Origin of the sequence: Azohydromonas australica DSM 1124 (assembly GCF_000430725.1) — a bacterium.
In the GTDB taxonomy this organism is placed as follows: Bacteria; Pseudomonadota; Gammaproteobacteria; order Burkholderiales; family Burkholderiaceae_C; genus Azohydromonas; species Azohydromonas australica.
In genome coordinates this window covers 147,915-169,933 of the sequence record NZ_AUMO01000038.1, presented here as the reverse complement: position 1 = coordinate 169,933, position 22,019 = coordinate 147,915, and the positions used below count along the sequence as shown (strand labels likewise).

20 protein-coding genes are annotated in these 22,019 nt (G+C 68.8%); 7 read left to right on the top strand and 13 right to left on the bottom strand.

What is annotated here, in order from left to right; translation table 11 throughout:
• Positions 1-49: 49 nt before the first annotated feature.
• The gene (locus H537_RS0106580) at positions 50-1,168 is read right to left on the bottom strand and encodes a Re/Si-specific NAD(P)(+) transhydrogenase subunit alpha (protein WP_028997259.1); all 1,119 of its coding nucleotides are present in this window, start codon (positions 1,166-1,168) and stop codon (positions 50-52) included.
• A gap of 169 nt (positions 1,169-1,337) precedes the next feature.
• Between H537_RS0106580 and H537_RS52415 the strand changes: the two genes are divergently transcribed.
• Positions 1,338-1,517 carry a hypothetical protein gene (locus H537_RS52415; RefSeq protein WP_028997258.1) on the top strand — a complete coding sequence of 60 codons (180 nt, stop codon included), beginning with the start codon at positions 1,338-1,340 and terminating at the stop codon, positions 1,515-1,517.
• Here H537_RS52415 and H537_RS0106570 read toward each other — a convergent pair whose 3' ends face one another.
• From H537_RS0106570 to H537_RS0106540, 7 genes are all read right to left on the bottom strand, one after another.
• A complete protein-coding gene (locus H537_RS0106570; protein ID WP_028997257.1) occupies positions 1,518-2,444 on the bottom strand; it encodes a LysR substrate-binding domain-containing protein in 927 nt (308 codons plus the stop codon).
• A 58-nt stretch (positions 2,445-2,502) separates the two neighbouring features.
• On the bottom strand, positions 2,503-3,525 hold the full coding sequence (locus H537_RS0106565) for a 2-dehydropantoate 2-reductase (RefSeq protein WP_028997256.1): 1,023 nt from the start codon (positions 3,523-3,525) through the stop codon (positions 2,503-2,505).
• A gap of 38 nt (positions 3,526-3,563) precedes the next feature.
• Positions 3,564-4,331: a fumarylacetoacetate hydrolase family protein gene (locus tag H537_RS0106560; protein WP_028997255.1), complete on the bottom strand. Its 768-nt coding sequence runs from the start codon at positions 4,329-4,331 to the stop codon at positions 3,564-3,566.
• A gap of 27 nt (positions 4,332-4,358) precedes the next feature.
• Complete coding sequence (locus H537_RS0106555; protein ID WP_028997254.1) at positions 4,359-5,189, bottom strand: hypothetical protein; 831 nt, start codon at positions 5,187-5,189, stop codon at positions 4,359-4,361.
• 19 nt (positions 5,190-5,208) lie between these two features.
• A complete protein-coding gene (locus H537_RS0106550; protein WP_028997253.1) occupies positions 5,209-5,517 on the bottom strand; it encodes an HAD family hydrolase in 309 nt (102 codons plus the stop codon).
• 306 nt (positions 5,518-5,823) lie between these two features.
• Positions 5,824-7,071, bottom strand: a complete 1,248-nt coding sequence (frc, locus tag H537_RS0106545; protein WP_028997252.1) for a formyl-CoA transferase — start codon at positions 7,069-7,071, stop codon at positions 5,824-5,826.
• A 49-nt stretch (positions 7,072-7,120) separates the two neighbouring features.
• The gene (locus tag H537_RS0106540; RefSeq protein ID WP_043458310.1) at positions 7,121-7,564 is read right to left on the bottom strand and encodes a PAS domain-containing protein; all 444 of its coding nucleotides are present in this window, start codon (positions 7,562-7,564) and stop codon (positions 7,121-7,123) included.
• Positions 7,565-7,811: 247 nt separating this feature from the next.
• On the opposite strand from H537_RS0106540, the gene H537_RS0106535 reads away from it, so the two are divergent.
• On the top strand, positions 7,812-8,432 hold the full coding sequence (locus H537_RS0106535; protein WP_028997250.1) for a Crp/Fnr family transcriptional regulator: 621 nt from the start codon (positions 7,812-7,814) through the stop codon (positions 8,430-8,432).
• Between the two features lie 4 nt (positions 8,433-8,436).
• On the opposite strand, the gene H537_RS0106530 is transcribed toward H537_RS0106535, so the two are convergent.
• Entirely contained in the window at positions 8,437-9,972 is a 1,536-nt protein-coding gene (locus H537_RS0106530; RefSeq protein WP_028997249.1) for a sigma 54-interacting transcriptional regulator, read from the bottom strand.
• 260 nt (positions 9,973-10,232) lie between these two features.
• Here H537_RS0106530 and H537_RS0106525 point away from each other — a divergent pair, with 260 nt between their 5' ends.
• From H537_RS0106525 to alr, 3 genes are all read left to right on the top strand, one after another.
• Positions 10,233-11,543 (top strand): D-amino acid dehydrogenase, encoded by a 1,311-nt coding sequence (locus H537_RS0106525; RefSeq protein WP_028997248.1) that lies wholly within the window; start codon positions 10,233-10,235, stop codon positions 11,541-11,543.
• A gap of 155 nt (positions 11,544-11,698) precedes the next feature.
• On the top strand, positions 11,699-13,087 hold the full coding sequence (locus tag H537_RS41600) for an alanine/glycine:cation symporter family protein (protein WP_051242049.1): 1,389 nt from the start codon (positions 11,699-11,701) through the stop codon (positions 13,085-13,087).
• A complete protein-coding gene (gene alr / locus H537_RS0106515; protein ID WP_028997247.1) occupies positions 13,084-14,208 on the top strand; it encodes an alanine racemase in 1,125 nt (374 codons plus the stop codon). Before H537_RS41600 ends, alr begins: the two co-directional genes overlap by 4 nt.
• A 111-nt stretch (positions 14,209-14,319) precedes the next feature.
• On the opposite strand, the gene H537_RS41595 is transcribed toward alr, so the two are convergent.
• The 4 genes from H537_RS41595 to oxlT all read right to left on the bottom strand — a co-directional run bounded on the left by H537_RS41595 (position 14,320) and on the right by oxlT (position 19,644).
• Positions 14,320-14,922, bottom strand: coding sequence for a hypothetical protein (locus H537_RS41595; protein WP_156901470.1), 603 nt, complete (start codon positions 14,920-14,922; stop codon positions 14,320-14,322).
• Positions 14,923-14,944: 22 nt separating this feature from the next.
• Positions 14,945-16,198, bottom strand: a complete 1,254-nt coding sequence (frc, locus tag H537_RS0106505) for a formyl-CoA transferase (protein ID WP_028997245.1) — start codon at positions 16,196-16,198, stop codon at positions 14,945-14,947.
• Between the two features lie 48 nt (positions 16,199-16,246).
• A complete protein-coding gene (gene oxc / locus H537_RS0106500) occupies positions 16,247-18,040 on the bottom strand; it encodes an oxalyl-CoA decarboxylase (protein ID WP_084150484.1) in 1,794 nt (597 codons plus the stop codon).
• A gap of 263 nt (positions 18,041-18,303) precedes the next feature.
• Positions 18,304-19,644, bottom strand: coding sequence for an oxalate/formate MFS antiporter (gene oxlT, locus H537_RS41590; RefSeq protein WP_051242047.1), 1,341 nt, complete (start codon positions 19,642-19,644; stop codon positions 18,304-18,306).
• A 383-nt stretch (positions 19,645-20,027) separates the two neighbouring features.
• Between oxlT and H537_RS0106490 the strand changes: the two genes are divergently transcribed.
• Both H537_RS0106490 and H537_RS0106485 read left to right on the top strand, forming a co-directional pair.
• On the top strand, positions 20,028-20,474 hold the full coding sequence (locus H537_RS0106490) for an NAD(P)H-dependent oxidoreductase subunit E (protein WP_084150483.1): 447 nt from the start codon (positions 20,028-20,030) through the stop codon (positions 20,472-20,474).
• Positions 20,471-22,012, top strand: coding sequence for a formate dehydrogenase beta subunit (locus tag H537_RS0106485; protein WP_028997242.1), 1,542 nt, complete (start codon positions 20,471-20,473; stop codon positions 22,010-22,012). Before H537_RS0106490 ends, H537_RS0106485 begins: the two co-directional genes overlap by 4 nt.
• Positions 22,013-22,019 lie beyond the last annotated feature (7 nt).

Sequence of the window (22,019 nt, the reverse complement as noted above, 5' to 3'; positions counted from 1 at the left end):
CAGCACGAAGATGATCAGATTGATGATGGTGTGTGAGACTTCCACGGCTTCAGCTCCTCTTGACTTGGCCGTCCTGCGTCATCAGGCACGCGGCCACGATGTCGTCATCCATGGGCACGTTGACGCTGGTCGCATCCTTGGGCAGCACGAGCTTCAGGAAGTCCAGCACGTTGCGCGCGTACAGCGCCGAGGCGTCCGCCGCCACGAGCGCGGGCAGGTTGGTCTCGCCGACGATCGTCACGCCGTGCGCCTGCACGATCTGCCCGGGCACCGTCAGCGCGCAGTTGCCGCCGTTGGCCGCCGCGAGGTCCACGACCACCGAGCCGGGCTTCATGGACTGCACCATCTCCGCCGACACCAGCTTCGGCGCCGGGCGTCCGGGAATGAGCGCCGTGGAGATCACCACGTCGGCCGCCGCCACGCGCTTGGCCACCTCGGCGCGCTGCCTTGCCAGCCAGCTCTCGGGCATCGGGCGCGCATAGCCGCCCACGCCCTCGGCCGCTTCCTTCTCCTCGGCCGTCTCGTAGGGCACGTCGATGAACTTGGCGCCCAGCGACTCGACCTGCTCCTTGACGGAGGGGCGCACGTCGGAAGCCTCGATCACCGCCCCGAGCCGCTTGGCCGTGGCAATGGCCTGCAGCCCCGCCACGCCCACACCCAGGATCACCACGCGCGCGGCCTTCACGGTGCCCGCGGCAGTCATGAGCATCGGGAAGAATTTTTGATAGCGGTCGGCCGCGATGATCACGGCCTTGTAGCCGGCGATGTTGGCCTGTGACGAGAGCACGTCCATGCTCTGCGCGCGCGTGGTGCGCGGTGCGGCCTCCAGCGCGAAGCCGGTCACGCCGGCGGCGGCCAGGCGCTCCAGGCCTTCGCGGTCGAAGGGGTTGAGCATGCCGACCACGGTGGCGCCGCGCTTCATCAGCGCCAGCTCGTCCGGGTCGGGTGAGCGGACCTTGAGCACCAGGTCGCAACCCAGGGCCGCCTTCGCGTCCACCACCTCGGCCCCCGCGGCGCGGTAGGCCGCGTCGGGTGCGGCGGCGGCCACGCCGGCGCCGGACTGCACGAAAAGCTGGTGGCCCTGGGCCTTGAGCTTTTTCGCAGCTTCCGGGGTCGCGGCGACGCGAGTTTCTCCAGCCGCCGTCTCCAGCGGTACTCCAATCAGCATGGCTAGCCTCCTGAACCATTTACGATTACAAATACATCAGCACCCAACAGCCGCCAGGAACAGGCTGAAGTGCGAAATAACCCACAACGCGAATGGCGGGACTCTTGTTTGCCAATCGGGTTTACCCCTAAACTTCTTCTCAACCCTCCAAAACCAAGCCGAGTCGAATATGAAGTCCACCACCATTTCGTCGTCGAACACTTATTCGCGCACGCAAACGGCTTCCCCGAACGCTGCCTGGAGCGAACTTTTCGCGGCCATGCCCATCGGCATCGTCTATCACGCGGTGCGCGAGCTGTTGCACAAGCGCAACCACAAGCGCCTGGTGCTGCAAGCCTTCAAGCGTTGATCAGCCCTCCCCGAATGGGACGATCCGCCTGATCAGTGGCGCACCGTCGCTGATCAGGAACTCCTTGAACGCCTGCGCCACCGGCGGCAGGCGCTTGCCCTGGCGATGCACCACGTACCAGTGGAGCATCAGCGGGAAACCCTGGACATCGAGCGCACACAGGCTGCCCGATGCCAGCTCGCGCGAGATCGTGTGCGCCGACAGGAAGCTCAGTCCCATGCCGGCCATCACGGCCTGCTTGATGGTCTCGGTGCTGCGGATCTCCATCGCGATGTTGAGACCCGACAGGTCGCCACCAAAACCCTCCTGCATTGACTTCCACGTGTCCGAGCCGCGCTCGCGCACCAGAAAGGGCTGGCGCATGACCTCGCCCAGCTCCAGCCGCGGGCGCCCGGCCAGCGGGTGGCCCGGCGGCGCGACGATCACGTAGGGGTGCGGCGCGAAGGCCTCGTGCACGATGTCGAGGTCCTGCGGGGGCCGCACCATCACCGCGAGGTCGGTCCGGTTCTCGGCGATGTGCGCCAGCAGGCCGTCCCGGTTGTGCACCGTGAAGTTGAGCTGCACGCCGGGGTGCCGGCCCACGAAGTCCACCAGCAGCCGGGGAAAGAAGTAGTCCCCCGCGCTGATCACGCCCACGTTGAGCTTGCCGCCCGAGACGCCGCTGAACTGCGCCATCGCGGCCTCGGCGGCTTCGAACTGCAGGATGATCGACCGGCTGATGTGCAGCAGCTCGGTGCCCGCGGGCGTCAGGTACACCTTCTTGCCGAACTGCTCGAACAGCGGGTGCCCGGCGTGTTCCTCCAGCTTGCGCACCTGTATGGAGACGGCGGGCTGCGTCAGGTACAGCTCCTCGGCCGCACGCGAGTAGCTCAGGTGCCGGGCCACCGACTCGAACACCTTGAGCTGCCTGAAGGTCGCGTGCTTCACGTTGCAGTGTCCTGGTCAGCCGCCATGCGCCCTGGGTTGGCCCGCCTGCCGGTCCGGCTCAGGCCGCCAGCCGCTCCGTTTCCAGCAGCCGCACCTGCCCGCGCTGCTCGCTCATGGTCCGGGCCAGGAGCTTGACCAGGATGTGCACGGCGTCGATGTGCGGTGTCGGCGTGTCCGTCAGCCGCGCCAGCTCCACCACCGAGCCCACCAGCGCGTCGATCTCCGGTTCGCGCCCGGCCTCGACGTCCTGCAGCATCGAGGTCTTGTGCTTGCCCACCTTCTCGGCGCCGGCGATGCGCTTTTCCAGCGGCACGCGGAAGCTGATGTCCAGCTTGTGCGCCACCTCCTGGGCCTCGCGCATCATGGACGCGGCCAGCCCGCGCGACAGCGGGAAGCGGCAGATGTCCTCCAGCGTCGAGTGCGTGAGGCTGCTGATCGGGTTGAAGGTCAGGTTGCCCCACAGCTTGAGCCAGATCTCGGCCCGGATGTTGTCGAGCACCGGCGCCTTGAAGCCGGCGTTCTCGAAGCAGCGCGCGATGGCCTGCACGCGCGGCGTGGTGCTGCCGTCGAGCTCGCCCAGCGGGAAGCGGTCGCCCTCCACATGCCGGATCACCCCCGGCGCCACCAGCTCCGACGCCGGATAGACCACGCAGCCGATGACGCGCTCGGCCGGGATGCCCGCGGCGATGGCGCCGTTCGGGTCGACGCTGCTCACGCGCGTGCCCTCGAAGCGGCCGCCGTGGCGCTGGAAGTACCAGTAGGGGATGCCGTTCTGCATCGTGACGATCGCGGTCTCGGGGCCGAGCAGCTTGGGCAGCTCGGCGACCACGGGCTCCACCTGGTGGGCCTTCATCGCCAGGATCACCAGGTCCTGCGGCCCGGCCTCGGCGTAGTCGTCGGTGGCGCGCACCTCGCTGGCCGTGTGTTCCCAGCCGTCGGCGGTGACCAGCTTGATGCCGTGCTCGCGGATGGCCTCCAGGTTGCGGCCACGCACGATGAAGGTGACGTCCTCGCCCGCGAGGGCCAGCTTGGCGCCGACCAGGCCGCCGATCGCGCCGGCGCCGATGATTGCGATCTTCATGGACAAGCTCTCCTGTGGTTGAAATCTGGGGCCGGGCTTCAGCCCAGGCGGTTGCTGAGGCGGCCGATGCCCTCGATCTCGACCTCGACCAGGCTGCCGGGCTTCATGGAGCCCACGCCCACCGAGGTGCCGCACAGGATCACGTCGCCGGGCAGCAGGGTCATGTCCTGCGAGATCAGGCTCACCAGCCGCGGCACGGGGAAGGTCATGTCGCTGATCGGGTAGTCCTGGCGCACCTGGCCGTCGAGCAGCGTCCGCACGCGCAGCGACTGCGGATCCAGCCCGGTGGCGATGGCCGGCCCCATGGGGCAGAAGGTGTCGAAGCCCTTGGCGCGCGTCCACTGGGCGAAGGAGGCGTCGCGGTTGAGGATCTCGGCCTGCGTCACGTCGTTGGCGCAGGTGTAGCCAAAGACGGCCTCCAGGGCCTGCGCCTCGCTCGCGCCGCTGCAGCGGCGGCCGATGACGATGCCCAGCTCGCCCTCGAACACCACCTTGCCGCCGCAGCGCGGCACGGCGATGGGCTCCCCGTGCGCCGACCACGAGTTGGGCGACTTCAGCAGGTACAGCGGCTCCTCGGGCAGCCCCAGGCCCAGCTTGGCGCGCAGCGCGCCGAAGTTGTTCCACATCGCGACCACCTTGCTCGGCTGCGTGGGCGCGAGCAGGCGCACGTCGGCCAGCCTGAAGCTGCGGCCGGTGGCCTCGTGGCGGGTGAACAGGTCGCCGGCGTGCTCGTGCACGCGTTCGCCGTCGAGCCGGCCGAAGCCCGGGCGGCCGTCGAATTCGTAGCGGATCCAGAGGGTGTGCATGAAGGCTCCTCGCAGCTCGGTTCGGATTCAGTCGAAAGGCAGGCAGGCGGGCTGTACGGCCGCGGCGACGAGTTCGCCCATCGCGCCGGGATGGCGCGTGACGGCCACGCCCTTGGGCCGCACGCCCAGGCCCGGCTTGAACATCACGACGGGCTTGCGCATCCACTGCTCGATCCAGTGCGCGCACTCGGTGTCTGCGTCGGCGCCCAGGCTGCCGGCCACGAGCACGGCGTCCGTGCCGGGATCGGCCTCGAACAGGCGCAGCAGCTCCACCGGGCGCAGGCCGGCCACCTCTTCGGCGCCGCCGTGGCCCAGCGCCACCACCGTGGACTCGCCGAGCCCGTAGGTGGCGAGCTGGGTGGCCGCCAGGCTGATCAGGATGGGCGAGCTGGACAGCACGCCGATGCGCCCGCGCTGCAGGCCGTGGCCGGGAATCGCGCCGAGGTGGATCTCCCCCGGCGTGACCACGCCGCTGCAGCCGGCCAGCAGCCGCGTGGAGCTGCCGCGGAGCCGGCGCTGCACGCGCTGCAGGTCCGGCGCCGGGACGCCCTCGGTCATGCACAGCACCAGGCCGATGCCGGCCTCGACGGCCTCCTCGATCGCGTCGGCGGCATGGGCCGGCGGCACGCAGATCACCGAGACGGTGGCCGCGGCCCAGGCCTTGGCCTCCCGCACGCTGCCGAACATCGGCAGCCCGTCGGGCAGGTGCTCCACCGGGTCGCCGTAGGCCACGCCGGCATGGAAGCGGGAGCGGCCCGCGCTGCCGCCGGCGCGCCAGGCGGCGCTGCAACCCGGCCCGGAGCCGTCGTCGCCGCCCTGCAGGATCACGCGGCTGTGCTTGTTGACGAGGATGGCCATCGCGGCACCGCCTTCCGTCTCAGATGCCGAGCTCGCAACCGGTCAGCTTGGACCAGTCGCACGAGGGGAGCGCGCACGGCTTGTGGCGCTGCATGCACTCCTGGATCGCCCGGGCCAGAAAGTCCGCGTCATAGGCGGTCAGCAGGTGCGGCTGGCGGGTCTGGAGGTAGTGGCGGATCCGGGTCTCCGCTTCAGGGCTGTGGCGCAGCAGGCCGGCATAGGTTTCGGTGTCCCAGAACCAGCGCAGTCCCAGCTCGTAGAACGCCGCGTTGTAGGCGTTGCGCTCGATTTCCTCGGTCCGGAATTCCGGCGGCAGGTCGTTGAACATGGCCTTCTCCTTGAGAGTATCGGGATGGACAAAACCACTGTAGGGAGCTGCGTGGATATAGGACAGTTAATTGTTTTTGGTTTGACGATAAATGGCCGTTTATGGTTTTCTGGGCGCGACGGGGCCTGAATGTCCAACGCAGCGGGACATTCACGGACAAATTCAGGAACAGGAAAAACTCTTGCCGCCGCCGATGGCCGGACGCAAATAGACCTTGTCATTCCCGCTCAGGCGGCTGCCATGGGCAGCGCCTTGCACGGGAATGACGAAGCAGTGGGTCGGGGCGTGTCGGCCGGCGGCCCGGCTTCAGATCGCGCCGTCCGCCCGCAGCACTTCGAGGTCGTGGGCGTCGTAGCCCAGCTCCATGAGCACCTCCTCGGTGTGCTCGCCCAGCAGCGGCGCGCGCAGGACTTCGGTCGGGCTGTCGGAGAGCTTGATCGGGTTGCCCACCGTGAGGTGCTTGCCCCGCGTCGGATGCTCCACCTCCACCACCGTGCCGCTCTTGCGCAGCCACGGGTCCTCGGCGATCTCCTTCATGGACAGGATCGGACCGCAGGGGATGTCGTACTCGTTGAGGATCTCCATCGCCTCGAACTTGGTCTTGGTCATCGTCCACTGTTCGATGCGCGCGAAGATGGGCTTGAGGTGCAGCAGCCGCGCCTGCGGCGTCGCGTACGCCTCGTCGGTGATCCAGCCCTCCTCGCCGATCACCTTGCACACCGACGGCCACACCGCCGCCTGCGTGATGAAGTAGATGTAGGCGTTGGGGTCGGTCTCCCAGCCCTTGCAGCGCAGGATCCACCCCGGCTGCCCGCCGCCCGAGGCATTGCCGGCGCGCGGAACGGCCTCGCCGAACTTGCCGTCCGGGTACTGCGGGTACTCGTGCAGCGAGCCGGTGCGCTCCAGGCGCTGCTGGTCGCGCAGCTTCACGCGGCACAGGTTCAGCACCGCGTCCTGCATCGGGGCCAGCACCTTCTGGCCGCGGCCGCTGTGCGTGCGCTGGTACAGCGCGGCGAGGATGCCCAGCGCCAGGTGCAGCCCGGTGCCGCTGTCGCCGATCTGCGCACCGGTCACCACGGGCGGGCCGTCCTCGAAGCCCGTGGTCGAGGCCGCGCCGCCGGCGCACTGCGCCACGTTCTCGTAGACCTTGCAGTCCTCGTAGCGGCCCGGGCCGAAGCCCTTGACCGAGGCGACGATCATGCGCGGGTTGAGCTTGTTGATGTGCTCCCAGCTCAGCCCCATGCGCTCCATCGCGCCGGGCGCGAAGTTCTCGACCAGCACGTCGCACTGCTTGATCAGCGTCTCCAGCACCTGCTTGCCCTTGGGCTTCTTGGTGTTGAGCGTCACCGAGCGCTTGTTGTGGTTGAGCATCGTGAAGTAGAGGCTGTCCACGCCCGGGATGTCGCGCAGCTGCCCGCGCGTGGCGTCGCCCTCGCCGGGGCGCTCCACCTTGATCACGTCGGCGCCCAGCCAAGCCAGGAGCTGGGTACAGGTGGGACCCGACTGGACGTGCGTGAAGTCCAGGATGCGGACGCCGCTCAAAGCCTTGCTCATGTGTGACCCCTGTTGATGCGTTGATCGGTGTGGTGCGCGTGCGTCGCGCTCATGCGGTGTCGCCGGGCTGCGCCAGGCGGGCTTCCAGCTCGGTGATGCGCTTGCGCAGCGCGCGCTCGTCCTGGAAGCGGGAGGTCTCGTCGCGGATGATGGCGCCCACGCCTTCGACCTGGCCCTGCTCTGCCTTGAGCAGCGCCACCGTGAAGGCGATGGACAGCGTGTGGCCGTCCTTGTGCAGCGCCGGCACGCGCAGCAACGTGCTGCCGTAGCGCGTCTGTCCGCTGCTCATCGTCTTCTCGTAGCCGTCCCAGTGGCGGCCGCGCTGGCGCTCGGGAATGATGATGTCGAGCGAGCGGCCCAGCGCCTCGGCTTCGCTGAAGCCGAAGATGCGCGTGGCCGCCGCGTTCCACAGGACGATGTCGCCCTTGCCGTCCGTGACGACCACCGCGTCACCCATGGACCGAACCAGCTGTTCGAAATCGACTGCAGCCATGGCCGTCTCCTTCAAGACTCAGGCCACGCCGGCGGCGTGGAAGGTGGCGACGTTGCCGGCAGCGGCACGGGCCGGCGTGAAGTTGCTGATGCAGCTACTTCCCAGAGGTCTCTTCATCGTCACGCTCCTATGGTGTGGATGGACGGCTGTCCAACCAACTTGGGAGCTATGGTAGAAATCCGCTCTTCTTTTCGCCGTTGACTGCGGTCAAGCGGTCCCATCAGTAAATACCCCAGGGTGGTAAGCAGTGACTGCTCTGACTTCCTCCGTAGAGAACCACCGGCAGCGCAACGTCATTCACGTGCAGCTGAAGCAGAACATCGTGCTCAAGGAGATGAGCGACGGTGAGCGCGACGAGCTGGAGGCGATGCTCGAAGTGCGCGACTTCAACAAGGGCGACTACCTGCTGCACCAGGGCGTGCACGAGATGGAGCAGTACTTCATCCTCGACGGCGTGCTCAAGCGCGCGGTCACGAACGCCGATGCCAAGGAGATGATCCTGCGCTTCGCGGGCCAGAACGACATCGAGACCAGCTACGCCGCGTGGCGGCTGAACACGCCCACGCCCTACAGCATCATCGGCGTGAACAAGGGGCGCGTGGCCAAGCTGCCGATGCCCAGGTGGGTCGAGTTCATGGACCGGCACCCGAAGTTCAAGGCGGTGTTCGAGTACCACGTGATGCGCATCATGAGCGAGATCATGGCGCACACGATCACGCTGCACCTGCTAGACGCGCCCGGCCGCGTGCATCGTTTCATGCGAAAGCATCCCGACGTCAGCGAGCAGATCCCGCGCAAGGAGCTGGCCGCGCACCTGAACCTCACGGCCGAGACGCTGAGCCGGCTCAAGCAGCGCGGCAAGATCTGAGCGGCTAGCGCGGGCCGATGCCGTACCGGCGCAGCCGCTGCGCGATGGCCGAGTGCGAGGCCCCCAGCCGCTCGGCCAGCTTGCGCGTGGACGGGAACTGCGGATACAGCCGCTCCAGCAGCGCCTTTTCGTAGCCGGCCACCGCCTCGTCCAGCGTGCCGACGGCTTCGAGCGCCGGTGTGCCGGGATCGGCCCCGGCGCCGGCCAGCTCCAGGTCGTCCACGTCGATCATCGCGGCCTCGCTCATGGTCACGGCGCGGAAGATCACGTTCTGCAGCTGGCGCAGGTTGCCGGGCCACGGATTGGCCAGCAGCGCGGCGCGCGCGGCCGGCGTCAGCCGCGCCGTGGGCCGCCCGGTCTGGGCGCAGGCGCGGGCCACGAACACCTCGGCCAGCGGCACGATGTCCTCCCTGCGCTCGCGCAGCGGCGGCACCTGCAGGTGCAGCACGTCCAGGCGGAACAGCAGGTCCTGCCTGAAGTTGCCGGCAGCAACCATCTGCTCCAGCGCGCGGTGCGTGGCGCTGATGATGCGCACGTCGGCCTTGAGCTCCCGGTCGCCGCCGACGCGCCGGAAGCTGCCGTCATTTAGGAAGCGCAGCAGCTTGGCCTGCAGGTAGGGCGACATCTCGCCCACCTCGTCCAGGAACACGGTGCCGCCGTCGGCCAGCTCCAGCAGCCCGGGCTTGCCGCTGCGCAGCGCACCGGTGAAGGCCCCCGGCGCATAGCCGAACAGCTCGCTCTCGGCAAGGCTCTCGGGCAGCGCCGCGCAGTTGAGCGCGAAGAAGGGCTCGCCGCGCCGCCGGCTGCCGGCATGGCAGGCATGCGCCAGCAGCTCCTTGCCGGTGCCCGTTTCGCCGTGGATGAGCAGCGGCGCGTCCACCTGCGCCATGCGCGCCGCGCGCTGCTTGAGCTGGCGGATGGCCGGCGACTCGCCCAGGATCGACTCGAAGCCGCCGGCGCTGTAGTTCTGCAGCGCGCTCAGCCGCTCGCCGATGCGGTGCGGCGCGTGCAGCGTCAGCACGGCACCGGCCACCGAGCCGCCGGGCTCGTGCAGCGCCACGCTGTCGAACATGAACGGCTCACCGGCGATGTGCACCTCGGTGGGCGCCAGCCGGTAGCCCTTGGCCAGCAGCGTCTCGGCCAGTGCCGCGTCGCCGATGAGCTCCCTCAGCGACAGGCCGATCAGGCGCTGCTCCGGCAGCCGGCTGGCGGCCACCGCCGCCGCATTGGCCACCACGATCACCCCGTCGGCATCGACGGCCAGCACCGGGTCCTGCTGCGAGGCCAGCAACGCATCCAGGTACAGCCGCCGGCGTACCCCGGGCAGCATGGCCAGCACCTCCACCGACTCGACGCCCGTGACCTCCAGCAGCTCGCGGCGCAGCTGTTCCAGGCCCGCGGCGTCCAGTGCCGGTGCCTCGATGTAGAGATGCGGCGGCTCCACCTCCACCGCCGACACGTCGAGCGAGCGCCGCGCCAGCTTGAACAGGATTTCCTGGGCGATGCCGACGCGGTCGGCGAAAGAAACGTCGATGCGCATGCTCGGGTGCGTATTGAATTGCGGACAGTGTATTGAATTCGCTACGTAGTAAGCAAGCTATTGTTTTAAAAGGATTTTTTGCCAGTGGCATGCGGCTCGGAGCCGTGTGCTGTATCGATTTGCGTACAAGATAAGCCTTCAGCGCAAGCTCGGTTTTCGCAACCTGTTGATTTCATTGAGCTTTCTGAGTTGGCATGGGCGTTGCGATAGGGAGCGCAACGCGTCCCGCGGGGGCGCTCTTCTCTTCAGGACGGACGGCCATGCGTGTGTTGGTATTGGGCAGCGGTGTGATCGGGACCTCGGTGGCGTACTACCTCAGCCGTGCCGGCCACGAGGTGACGGTGGTGGACCGGCAGCCCGGCCCGGCGCTGGAAACCAGCTTCGCCAATGCCGGCGAGGTGTCGCCCGGCTACTCGTCGCCCTGGGCGGGGCCGGGCGTGCCGCTCAAGGCCATCAAGTGGTTGCTGATGCACCACCGCCCGCTCGTCATCAAGCCCTCGCTGGACCCGGCGCTGTGGCGCTGGATGCTGGCGATGCTGCGCAACTGCACCGAGGACGCCTACCGCCTCAACAAGAGCCGCATGGTGCGCCTGGCCGAGTACAGCCGCGACTGCCTGCGCGCGCTGCGCGAGGAAACCGGCATCCAGTACGACGACCGCGCCCAGGGCACGCTGCAACTGTTCCGCACGCAGAAGCAGCTCGACGCCACCGCCTCCGACATCGAGATCCTCAAGCAGTACGGCGTGCCCTTCGAGTTGCTGGACCGCGCCGGCTTCGTGCAGGTCGAGCCCGGCCTGGCCGACACGCAGCACAAGTTCGTGGGCGCGCTGCGCCTGCCCGGCGACGAGACCGGCGACTGCTTCAAGTTCACGCAGGCGCTGGCGCGCATGGCCGAGGCGCGCGGTGCGAAGTTCCGCTTCGGCGTGGGCATCCACGGCCTGGAGCGCAGCGGCAGCCGCATCACCGGCGTGCACACCGACGCCGGCGTGCTGCGCGCCGACCGCTACGTGGTGGCGCTGGGCAGCTACTCCACGAAGATGCTCAAGCCGCTGGGCATCGACGTGCCGGTCTATCCGGTCAAGGGCTTCTCCATCACCGTGCCCATCACCGACGCTACCGGCGCGCCGGAATCGACCGTCATGGACGAGACGCACAAGGTCGCGGTGACGCGGCTGGGCGACCGCATCCGCGTCGGCGGCACGGCGCAGCTTTCGGGTTTCGACCTGAACCTGGCCGAGGCGCGCCGGCGCACGCTGGAGTTCGTGGTCAGCGACCTGTTCCCGCGCGGCGGCGACGTGGCGCGCGCCGAGTTCTGGACTGGCCTGCGGCCGATGACGCCGGACGGCACGCCCATCGTCGGCGGCACCGACATCGACAACCTCTTCCTGAGCACCGGCCACGGCACGCTCGGCTGGACCATGGCCGCCGGCACCGGCCGCGCCATGGCCGACCTCATCAGCGGGCGTGAGCCCGAGATCAGCATGGACGGGCTGACCGTCGCGCGCTATGGGCGCGGCGCCCGGTCCGTGCATGTGCCGGCGGCGCAGCCGGCACTGGCTCGCAAGAGCTGAGTCTTTTCAAGCCGTGCCTCGTGCACGGGCGCGTACGCGCGCGGCAAGGCCCGGCAGCCATCAGCCGCCGGGCCTGCCCAGGAGCGCCCAGCCCACCCGGCTGGGCCTTCCCCTTTTCCCACCGCTTCCACACATACCAATAGAGGAGACATCCTGTGGAAACCATTACCGCGGTCGTCACGGCCATCAACGATTTCGTCTGGGGTCCGCCGATGCTGGTGCTGATCCTGGGCACCGGCCTGTTCCTGCAGCTGAGCCTGAAGCTGATGCCCATCCGCCGCATCGGCACCGGCTTCCTGATGGTCTGGCGCGGCCGGCGCCCGGCTGACGGCGCCGCGGGCGAGATCAGCCCCTACGCGGCGCTGATGACGGCGCTGGCGGCCACGGTGGGCATCGGCAACATTGCCGGCGTCGCCACGGCGATCGCCATCGGCGGCCCGGGCGCCCTGTTCTGGATGTGGATGACGGCGCTGGTGGGCATGGCCACCAAGTACGCCGAGGTGGTGCTGGCGGTGCATTTCCGCGAGACCGACGACCACGGCGAGCAGGTCGGCGGGCCGATGTACGCCATCAAGAACGGCCTGGGCAAGCGCTGGCGCTGGCTGGGCACGGCCTTCGCGATCTTTGGCGGGCTGGCCGGCTTCGGCATCGGCAACATGGTGCAGTCCAACAGCATTGCCGAGGTGATGTCGTCGAGCTTCGGCATCTCGCCCTGGGCCTCCGGCGTGGTGATGATGGTGCTCACCGGCTTCGTGCTGCTGGGCGGCGTCAAGCGCATCGGCGCGGTGGCCGAAAAGCTCGTGCCGTTCATGTGCGTGGGCTACGTGGTGGTATCGCTGACGGTGCTGGGCCTGTATGCCGAGCAGATCCCGGCCGCCTTCGGGCTGATCTTCCACCACGCCTTCAACCCGACCGCGGCCACCGGCGGCTTTGCCGGCGCGGCGGTGATGATGGCGATGCGCTACGGCGTGGCGCGGGGCATCTTCTCCAACGAGGCGGGCCTGGGCACGGCCGGCATCGCGCAGGCCGCGGGCCGCTCGCGCCACGCCGCCGAATCGGGCCTGATCGGGATGATGGGCACCTTCATCGACACGCTCATCGTCTGCACGATGACCGGTCTGGTGCTCATCGTCACCGGCGCCTGGAACAGCGGGCTCAAGGGCGCGGTGCTGAGCTCCAGCGCCTTCGAGACCGCCCTGCCCGGCTTCGGCGCCCACTTCCTGGCCGTGGCGATCGTCATCTTTGCCTACACCACCATCCTGGGCTGGGCCTACTACGGCGAGAAATGCTGGGAGTACCTGGTCGGCACCTCGGTCGAGAAGCCGTACCGGCTGGTGTGGACGGGCTTCGTGCTGGTGGGCGCGGTGACGCACCTGGACTTCGTGTGGCTGGTGTCCGACACGCTCAACGCGTTCATGGCCTTCCCGAACCTGGTGTCGCTGGTGCTGCTGGCGCCGGTGGTGCGCAAGGTGACGCAGGACTACTTCGAGCGCCAGGGCGTGCCCGCGCGCTTCACGGGCCGGACCGCCGGGTCGGCGCGATGAGCCGCCCCTTCTGGCAGGACACGGCCGGCGCGGTGCTGAGCGTCGACCTGGGGGCCATCCGCGACAACTGGCGCCAGCTGCGCGAGCGCGCCGGCAGCGCCCGTTGCGCGGCGGTGCTGAAGGCTGACGCCTACGGGCTGGGCGCCGCCCGGGTGGCGCCGGTGCTGGCCGACGCCGGCTGCCGCGACTTCTTCGTGGCGCACCTGGACGAGGCGCTGGCGCTCAAGCCCGTGCTGCCGGTCGGCGCGACGCTCATCGTGCTGCACGGCCCCACCCCGGGCGCCGAAGCCGAGTTCGTGGCGCATGGCGTGCTGCCGGTGCTCAACAGCGCCGCGCAGATCGCCGCCTGGCGTGCGCTGGCGCATCGGTTGGACCGCGAGCTGCCCGCCTTCGTGCAGGTGGACACCGGCATGGCACGGCTGGGCCTGTCGGCCGAGGAACTGCGCGCCCTGGCCAGCGACGCGCAGGCCCTGGCAGGCATTCGCGTGGCAGGGGTGATGAGCCACCTGGCGTGCGCCGAGGACCAGGCGCACCCAGCCAACCGGGCGCAGCTGGAGCGCTTCCTGGCCGCGCGGCGACTGCTGCCGGCCGCACCGGCGAGCCTGGCCAACTCTTCGGGCATCTTCCTGGGCGAGGACTACCACTTCGACCTGGTGCGACCCGGCGCGGCGCTGTACGGCGTGGCGCCGGTGGCGGGTGCCGACAACCCGATGCGGCCGGTGGTGCGGCTGCAGGGCAAGGTGATCCAGACGCGCGAGATCGAGCCCGGCACGCCGGTGGGCTACGGCCACAGCTGGCACAGCAGCGGTCAACGGACGCGCATCGCGACGGTGGCGGTGGGCTATGCCGACGGCTGGCTGCGTTCCCTGAGCAACCGGGGCTGCGCTTGGACGGGCGGCGTGGCGCTGCCGCTGGTGGGCAAGGTGTCGATGGACACCATCACGCTGGACGCCAGCGCGCTGCCCGACGGGGCGCTGCAGCCCGGCAGCCTGGTCGACCTGATCGGCGAACGGCAGGGCGTGGACGCCGTGGCCACGCAGGCGGGCACCATCGGCTACGAGATCCTCACCAGCCTGGGCGCGCGCTATGCGCGGCGGTATGTGGGGGAGATGGCGAAGTGAAGCCGAAGCCCGGTGCCGACGGCTGAGTCCGAAAGACCAAAGAGCCCGCCCGGACTTCGCTACCTCAGTCCGAGCGGGCTCCAGGCGTTCGAGGCCGGCGCGGGAAACGCATCACGCGCTGGCCCACCTGCGGCATTGCGCCTGCGACGCGAACCACGCCGCGCCACGCTCCAGGATGTCCGGCACCCAGTAGAGCGTCTGGATGCCTTGCCGCAGCGTGGGCAGGCCATCGTCGGAAGGCGGCGCATCGTCGAAGCCCAGCACGATCTCCGGCATGCCCGGGTAGGGCCGGCGATCGCGCAGCTTCAGCAGCTCCGCCGCGAGCATGGCGCGCAGCGCCGCCGGCCCGCCGCGCACGAGCAGGCGGATGCGTGACGCACCGACGGCCCAGGCCGCGATGAGCATGCCCTCGAAGCAGCGGTGGGGGTCGCGCTCCAGCAGCGCGCGCTCGGCCAGGCCTGCCGGCCCGACCGCCGCGGCGCACACCTCCATCGCCCGCGGCGTGGGCGCGCCGTGCACGCGCTCCCACTCCACGGCGGCCGGCCCGTGCACGCCGCGCAGCCCGCTGTCGCCGACGCTCTGCAGCACCATGTCGGACTCGATCTCGCCCGCGATGCAGCGCTTAAGGAGGCGGTAGCCCCCTCGGGCGAGATAGGCCGCATGGTCTATCGCGCCCTGCGGTGCAGGCGATTGAAGACGGACGACGGGGCGCATGGTCGTGTCTCCGCCGTGGGCCTCAGACCACGCCGACGGCGTGGAAGGTGGCGATCTTGTCGGCGTCGTAGCCCAGCTCGGCCAGCACCTCGTCGGTGTGCTCGCCCAGCAGCGGCGAGCCGGTGATCTCGGGCTTGAGGTCCGAGAACTTGATCGGGCTGCCCACGGTGAGGTACTTGCCGCGCTTCTTGTGCTCCACCTCCACGATGGAGCCGCTCTTGCGCAGGCTCTCGTCGTTGGCGATCTCCTTCATCGACAGCACCGGCGAGCACGGGATGTCGAACTTGCGCAGGATGTCCACGGCCTCGTACTTGGTCTTGTCCGACAGCCACTCCTCGATGGTCTTGAAGATCTCGAAGATGTGCGGCTGGCGCGCGTCGGGCGTCTTGTACGCCGGGTCGTCGATCCACTCCGGGCGGCCCAGCGCGCGGCAGATCGGCGGCCAGGCGTGGTCCTGCACCGTGAAGTAGATGTAGGCGTTGGGGTCGGTTTCCCAGCCCTTGCACTTGAGCACCCAGCCCGGCTGGCCGCCGCCGCCGGCGTTGCCGCCGCGCGGCACCACGTCAGTGAAGGTACCGTGCGGGTACTGCGGGTACTCCTTGAGGTAGCCCACGCGCTCCAGGCGCTGCTGGTCGCGCAGCTTCACGCGGCACAGGTTGAGCACGGCGTCCTGCATCGACACGGCGACCTTCTGTCCCTTGCCGGTCTTGTCGCGCCCGCGCAGCGCGGTGAGGATGCCGATGGCCAGGTGCATGCCGGTGTTGGAGTCACCCAGCGCGGCGGCGCTCACGGTGGGCGGGCCGTCCCAGAAGCCGGTGGTGGAGGCCGCGCCGCCGGCGCACTGCGCCACGTTCTCGTAGACCTTCAGGTCCGAGTAGTGGTGGCCGTCGCTGAAGCCCTTCACGGACGCCAGGATCATCTTAGGGTTCAGCTCCAGGATGCGCTCCCAGGTGAAGCCCATGCGGTCCAGCGCGCCAGGGCCGAAGTTCTCCACCATCACGTCGGAGCAGCGGATGAGCTTTTCCAACACTTCCTTGCCCTCGGCCGTCTTGGTGTCCAGCGTCAGCGAGCGCTTGTTGCTGTTGAGCATGGTGAAGTAGAGCGCGTCGGCATCGGGGATGTCGCGCAACTGGTTGCGGGTGACATCGCCCGAGCCCGGGCGCTCGACCTTGATCACGTCGGCGCCGAACCACGCCAGCAGCTGGGTGCACGCCGGGCCGGCCTGCACGTGCGTGAAGTCGATGATGCGGATGCCTTCGAGAGGTTTCGTCGTCATGATTCGCTCCTTGACCAATGGGTGCAGTGAGGTGTGAAGAGAAGCGGCTTACTTCTTGGTAGCCGCGCGGGTCGGATTCAGGTTGGTGATGCGGCCGCTCTCAGTGCCGGCCGTCTCGTCGATGACGGCGTTGATCAGCGTGGGCCGGCCGGAGGCCACGGCCTCGCGCATGGCGCGGCCGAGCTCGTCGGGCGTCACCACGGTGACGCCGTGGCCGCCGAAGGCGGTCATCATCAAGTCGTAGCGGGCGTTCTTGACGAACACCGTGGGTGCCGGGTCGGCGCCGCCGGACTGGTTCACGTCCGTGCCCTTGTAGACGCCGTTGTTGTTGAAGACGACGATGCACACGGGCAGCTCGTAGCGGCAGATGGTTTCGACCTCCATGCCGCTGAAGCCGAAGGCGCTGTCACCCTCGATGGCGATGACGGGCTTGCCGGTGGTCACCGCCGCCGCGACGGCGAAGCCCATGCCGATGCCCATCACGCCCCAGGTGCCAACGTCCAGGCGCTTGCGGGGCTCGTACATGTCCACGATGCTGCGGGCGAAGTCCAGCGTGTTGGCGCCCTCGTTGACCACCATCGCGTCCGGGCGCTCCTGCACCACCTTGCGGATCACGCCCAGCGCGCTGTGGAAGTTCATCGGCCCCGTGGTGGTGGCCTCCAGCGTCTGCGCCATCTTGGACAGGTTCTTGTCCTTGCGCTGCGCGATGGCGCTGGTCCACTCCGACGGCGGCTTCTGCCAGCCCGCACCGACGCCGTCCAGCAGCGCCGAGACGCAGGAGCCGATGTCGCCGATCAGCGGCGCGCTGATGGGCACGTTGCTGTCGATCTCGGTGGGCGAGATGTCGATCTGGATGAACTTCTTCGGCTCGGCGCCCCAGGTCTTGCCCTTGCCGTGCGACAGCAGCCAGTTCAGCCGCGCGCCCACCAGCATCACCACGTCGGCCTCGGCCAGCACGTAGGAGCGCGCCGCGGCGGCCGACTGCACGTGCGTGTCAGGCAGCAGGCCCTTGGCCATGGACATTGGCAGGTACGGGATGCCGGTGCGCTCGATCAGCTGGCGGATCTCGGCGTCGGCCTGGGCGTAGGCCGCGCCCTTGCCCAGCAGGATCAGCGGCCGCTTGGCGCCCTTGAGCAGGTCCAGCGCGCGCGCCACGGTGTCGGGCGCGGGCAGCTGGCGCGGTGCCGGGTCGCGCACCTCGACCAGCGAGCGGCGGCCGGCCTCGGCCTCCATGGTCTGCGAGAACAGCTTGGCCGGCAGGTCCAGGTACACGCCGCCGGGACGGCCGGACACCGCGGCGCGGATGGCGCGTGCGATGCCGATGCCGATGTCCTGGGCGTGCAGCACGCGGAAGGCGGCCTTGCAGAAGGGCTTGGCGGCATTGAGCTGGTCCATCTCCTCGTAGTCGCCCTGCTGCAGGTCCACGATCTCGCGCTCGCTGGAGCCGCTGATCAGGATCATCGGGAAGCAGTTGGTCGTGGCGTTGGCCAGCGCGGTCAGGCCGTTGAGGAAGCCGGGCGCCGAGACGGTGAGGCAGATGCCCGGCTTCTGCGTCAGGAAGCCGGCGGCCGCCGCGGCGTGGCCGGCGTTCTGCTCGTGGCGGAAGGAGATGACGCGCAGGCCCTCGGCCTGGGCCAGGCGGGTCAGGTCGGTGATGGGAATGCCGGGCAGGCCGTAGATGGTGTCGATGCCGTTGAGCTTGAGCGCGTCGATGACGAGATGGAAGCCGTCGGTGAGCTGCTGCTCCTGCTCTTGCCCGCCGGGCGCTTCGTTCAGCTCCACCGCGCCGGTGGCCAGGGCTGCCACGCGGGTGGCCGGGGACTTTTCGCTGACGATAGACATTTGGTTCCTCGTGCTTCGATGGTGGCTGTGCGATGTCGCCGTGGGTCTGGGATCGGGACCGGGCTTGTGGGAACTTTCGCCCGGTGTCCCGTTTTGTTCCATTGACTGCGGTCAATTTTCAAAAATTGATCGCGTCGTTGTGATTGCAACCTTCAGGGGAGGATTGCGGCCCCGGATGCCGGGTTATCCCGGACATCCGTGGGCGCAGCCCCGCTCTTGCCGGACCGTGAAGGCCGGCGGATACGGGCGTGGTGACTGGAGCGTCAGGCCGCGCCGGCGTAGGACTTGCTGTCCTTGGCCTGCTGCGCTGCCCCGTCCTGGCGGGCCTGCTCGATGAACGTGCGGCGCATCGGGCGCAGCACGAACCAGGCCATCAGCGCGGCCACGGCGTTCATCACGGCAGCCACGGTGAACACCGTCTCCCAGCTGCCGCTGGAGGTCACCAGCACGCTGGACAGGGGCACCAGCAGCGAGGCAGTGCCCTTGGCGGTGTAGAGCATGCCGGCATTGGAAGCGGCAAACTTGGAGCCGAAGGTGTCGGCGCAGGTGGAGGGGAACAGGCTGTAGATCTCACCCCAGGCAAAGAACACCAGGCCGGTGAGCAGCACGAAGGCCAGCGGGTTGTGGCCGAGTTGGTACAGGCCGTAGATGCTTGCGGCCTCGACGGCAAAGGCGACGAACATGGTCTGCTCGCGGCCGATCTTGTCCGAGACCCAGCCGAAGAACGGACGCGTCAGGCCGTTGAGCACGCGGTCGATGGCCATGGCGAAGGTCAGCGCCGGCAGCGCCAGACCCATGATGCTCACCGATACGTCGGCGATCTTGAAGTCCTTGGCGATCGGCGCGAGCTGCGCGGTGGCCATCAGGCCGCCGGCCGCCACCATCACGAACATCAGGTACATCACCCAGAAGACCGGCTTGCGCAGCACCTCGGAAGGCGCGTAGTCGCGGCGCGACTGCTGCAGCGTCGTGGCCGCCGTCTTCATGGTCTTCATGACCTTGTTCGGGTCCAGCAGCGCCAGCGCCGCCAGCATCACGATCAGGCCCTGGCCGATGCCGAAGTAGAAGAAGGCGTTCTCATAGCCGCTGGACTTGATCATCGCCGTGATGGGCAGGATGGTCAGCGCCGAGCCTGCGCCAAAGCCCGCGGCCGTGATGCCCGCCGCCAGCCCTCGGCGGTCGGGGAACCACTTCAGCGCGTTGCCGACGCAGGTGCCGTACACGGCACCGGCACCGATGCCGCTGACCGCCGCTGCGAAGTACAGCATCGTCAAGGTGTCGGCATAGGAGTTCATGACCCAGCCCAGGCCGCACATCAGGCCGCCGCCCAGCACGACCGGCCGGGGGCCGAACTTGTCAACCAGGTAGCCCTCGACGGGTACCAGCCAGGTTTCGGTCAGGACGAAGATGGTGAAGGCGATCTGGATGGCTGCCCGGGACCAGCCGTACTTGTCTGAGATCGGGTTGACGAACAAGGTCCATCCGTATTGCAGGTTGGCGATCATCGCCATGCACAGGACGCCTATCAGCAGCTGTCCCCATCGGAACATCGGGCCGCGTGGAGTTTCGGCAGAGGCTACTGAAGCCTGGTGTTGCGGGTTCATGGGTTGCGCTCCTCGGTATTGGGGCCGTTGGTGGCGGGCTCAATGTCGGACGTGCACCCCTCAAAAACGATTGACTGCGGTCAATAACCGAGAAATCCGGATAAGCGCTTTCCCTAGGTTTCCAGGGGCCTCTTGACGAGCTTCTGGAAGTGCCCGGGTCCGCCGTATCACGAGGCAGGATGGATGCGACGAGGTTCTGAAACCTATTACCAGGCAGCGGATTTTCAGGGTGACGTTGCATAAGAAACGACCCTGAGGGTTGACCCCAGTCGAACGCCATCTCGGTGATTTCCCTGGATTTCAAAATCTTGATCGCTGTCAACGGCGAAGTTCAAGCACGCCTCGGATAGTCCGCCGCAACACAGGCCACACGGGGACATCGCATGAACCACACCGATTCCTACGACCGGCAAGCCGTCGGTCGGGTCATCTCCGAGCGAGGTCATCTCGACGGCCCGCTGATGCCGGTGCTGCACGGCGTGCAGGACGCACTGGGCCATGTGCCGGAGCAGGCCGTGGCGCAGATCGCGCAGGGCCTGAACCTGTCGCGCGCCGAGGTGCACGGCGTGCTGACCTACTACCACCACTTCCGCACCCAGCCCGCCAGACGCCCGGTGCTGCAGGTGTGCCGCGCCGAGGCCTGCCGCAGCGTCGGGGGCGAGCAGCTGCTGCGCCATGCGAACGCGGCGGGCGGGTGTGGCGTCGAGGCGGTGTACTGCCTGGGGTTGTGCGCCATGGCGCCGGCCGTGATGCTGGAAGGCCAGCCCTACGGGCGCATGACGGCCCAGCGGCTGGACGACCTGCTCGACGACGTGGGAGGCGCACGATGAGCACCACCACCGTCTACGTCTCCCGGGACGCCGCGGCGCTGGCCGCCGATGCCGACCTCGTCGCCGCCGCCATTGCGGCCCATGCCGACGGCGCGCAGGCGCCCGTGCGGATCGTGCGCAACGGCTCGCGCGGGCTGCTGTGGCTGGAGCCGCTGGTGGAAGTTCAGACCTCGCAGGGGCGCATCGCCTACGGCCCGGTGCGCGTGCAGGACGTGCGTTCGCTGTTCGAGGCGGGGTGGCTGCAAGGCGGCGCGCACCCGCTGCGCCTGGGAGCGGTGGAGGACATCGCCCAGTTCAAGGGCCAGCAGCGGCTGACGTTCGCGCGCTGCGGCCTGGACGATCCGCTGGCGCCCGTGGCCTGGAACGGCTTGCGGGCGGCACTGGCGCTGGCGCCGGAAACGATCGTGCAGCAGGTGCTCGACGCCGGCCTGCGCGGCCGTGGCGGCGCGGCCTTCCCGGCCGGCATCAAGTGGCGCACCGTGGCGCAGGCATCCGCCGATCGCAAGTACGTCGTCTGCAACGCCGACGAGGGCGACTCGGGCACCTTTGCCGACCGCATGCTGATGGAGGGCGACCCGTACCTGCTGATCGAAGGCATGGCCATCGCCGCCCTGGCGGTGGGCGCCGGCAAGGGCTTCATCTACATCCGCTCGGAGTACCCGCATGCCGTTGCGGCCTTCGAGTCGGCGCTGCGTGCCGCGCGCCAGGCCGGCGTGCTGGGCGCGGCGCTGCTGGGCACCGGCCCGGCCTTCGACATCGAGGTGCGCGTGGGCGGCGGCTCCTACGTCTGCGGCGAGGAGACGGCGATGCTGGAAAGCCTGGAAGGCAAGCGCGGCATCGTGCGCGCGAAACCGCCGCTGCCCGCTGTCCAGGGACTGTTCGGCCAGCCCACGGTCATCAACAACGTGCTGACCTTCGCCGCCGTGCCCACCATCATGGAGAAGGGTGCAGCCTTCTACCGCGACTTCGGCGCCGGCCGCTCGCGCGGCACGCTGCCCTTCCAGCTCGCGGGCAACGTCAAGCGCGGCGGGCTGTTCGAGCTGCCTTTCGGGCTCACGCTGCGCGAGCTGGTGTTCGACATCGGCGGCGGCACGGCCAGTGGCCGGCCGGTGAAGGCCATCCAGGTCGGCGGCCCGCTGGGGGCCTACGTGCCGGAGGCGCAATGGGACCTGCCGCTGGACTACGACGCCTACGCCGCGCAAGGCCTGGTGCTGGGCCACGGCGGCGTGGTGGTGCACGACGACACGGTGGACATGGCGCAGATGGCACGCTTCGCCATGGAGTTCTGCGCGCTGGAGTCCTGCGGCAAGTGCACGCCCTGCCGCATCGGCTCCACCCGCGGCGTGGAGGTCATCGACCGTATCGTGCTCAACCACAACCGGCCGCAGCAGGTAAGGCTGCTGCGCGACCTGTGCGACACCATGCTGGCCGGCAGCCTGTGCGCCATGGGGGGCATGACGCCCTACCCCGTGCTGTCCGCCCTGAACCACTACCCGCAAGACTTCGGCCTGCTCGGCGACGACGAGCAGGCGGCCTGAACGCGAC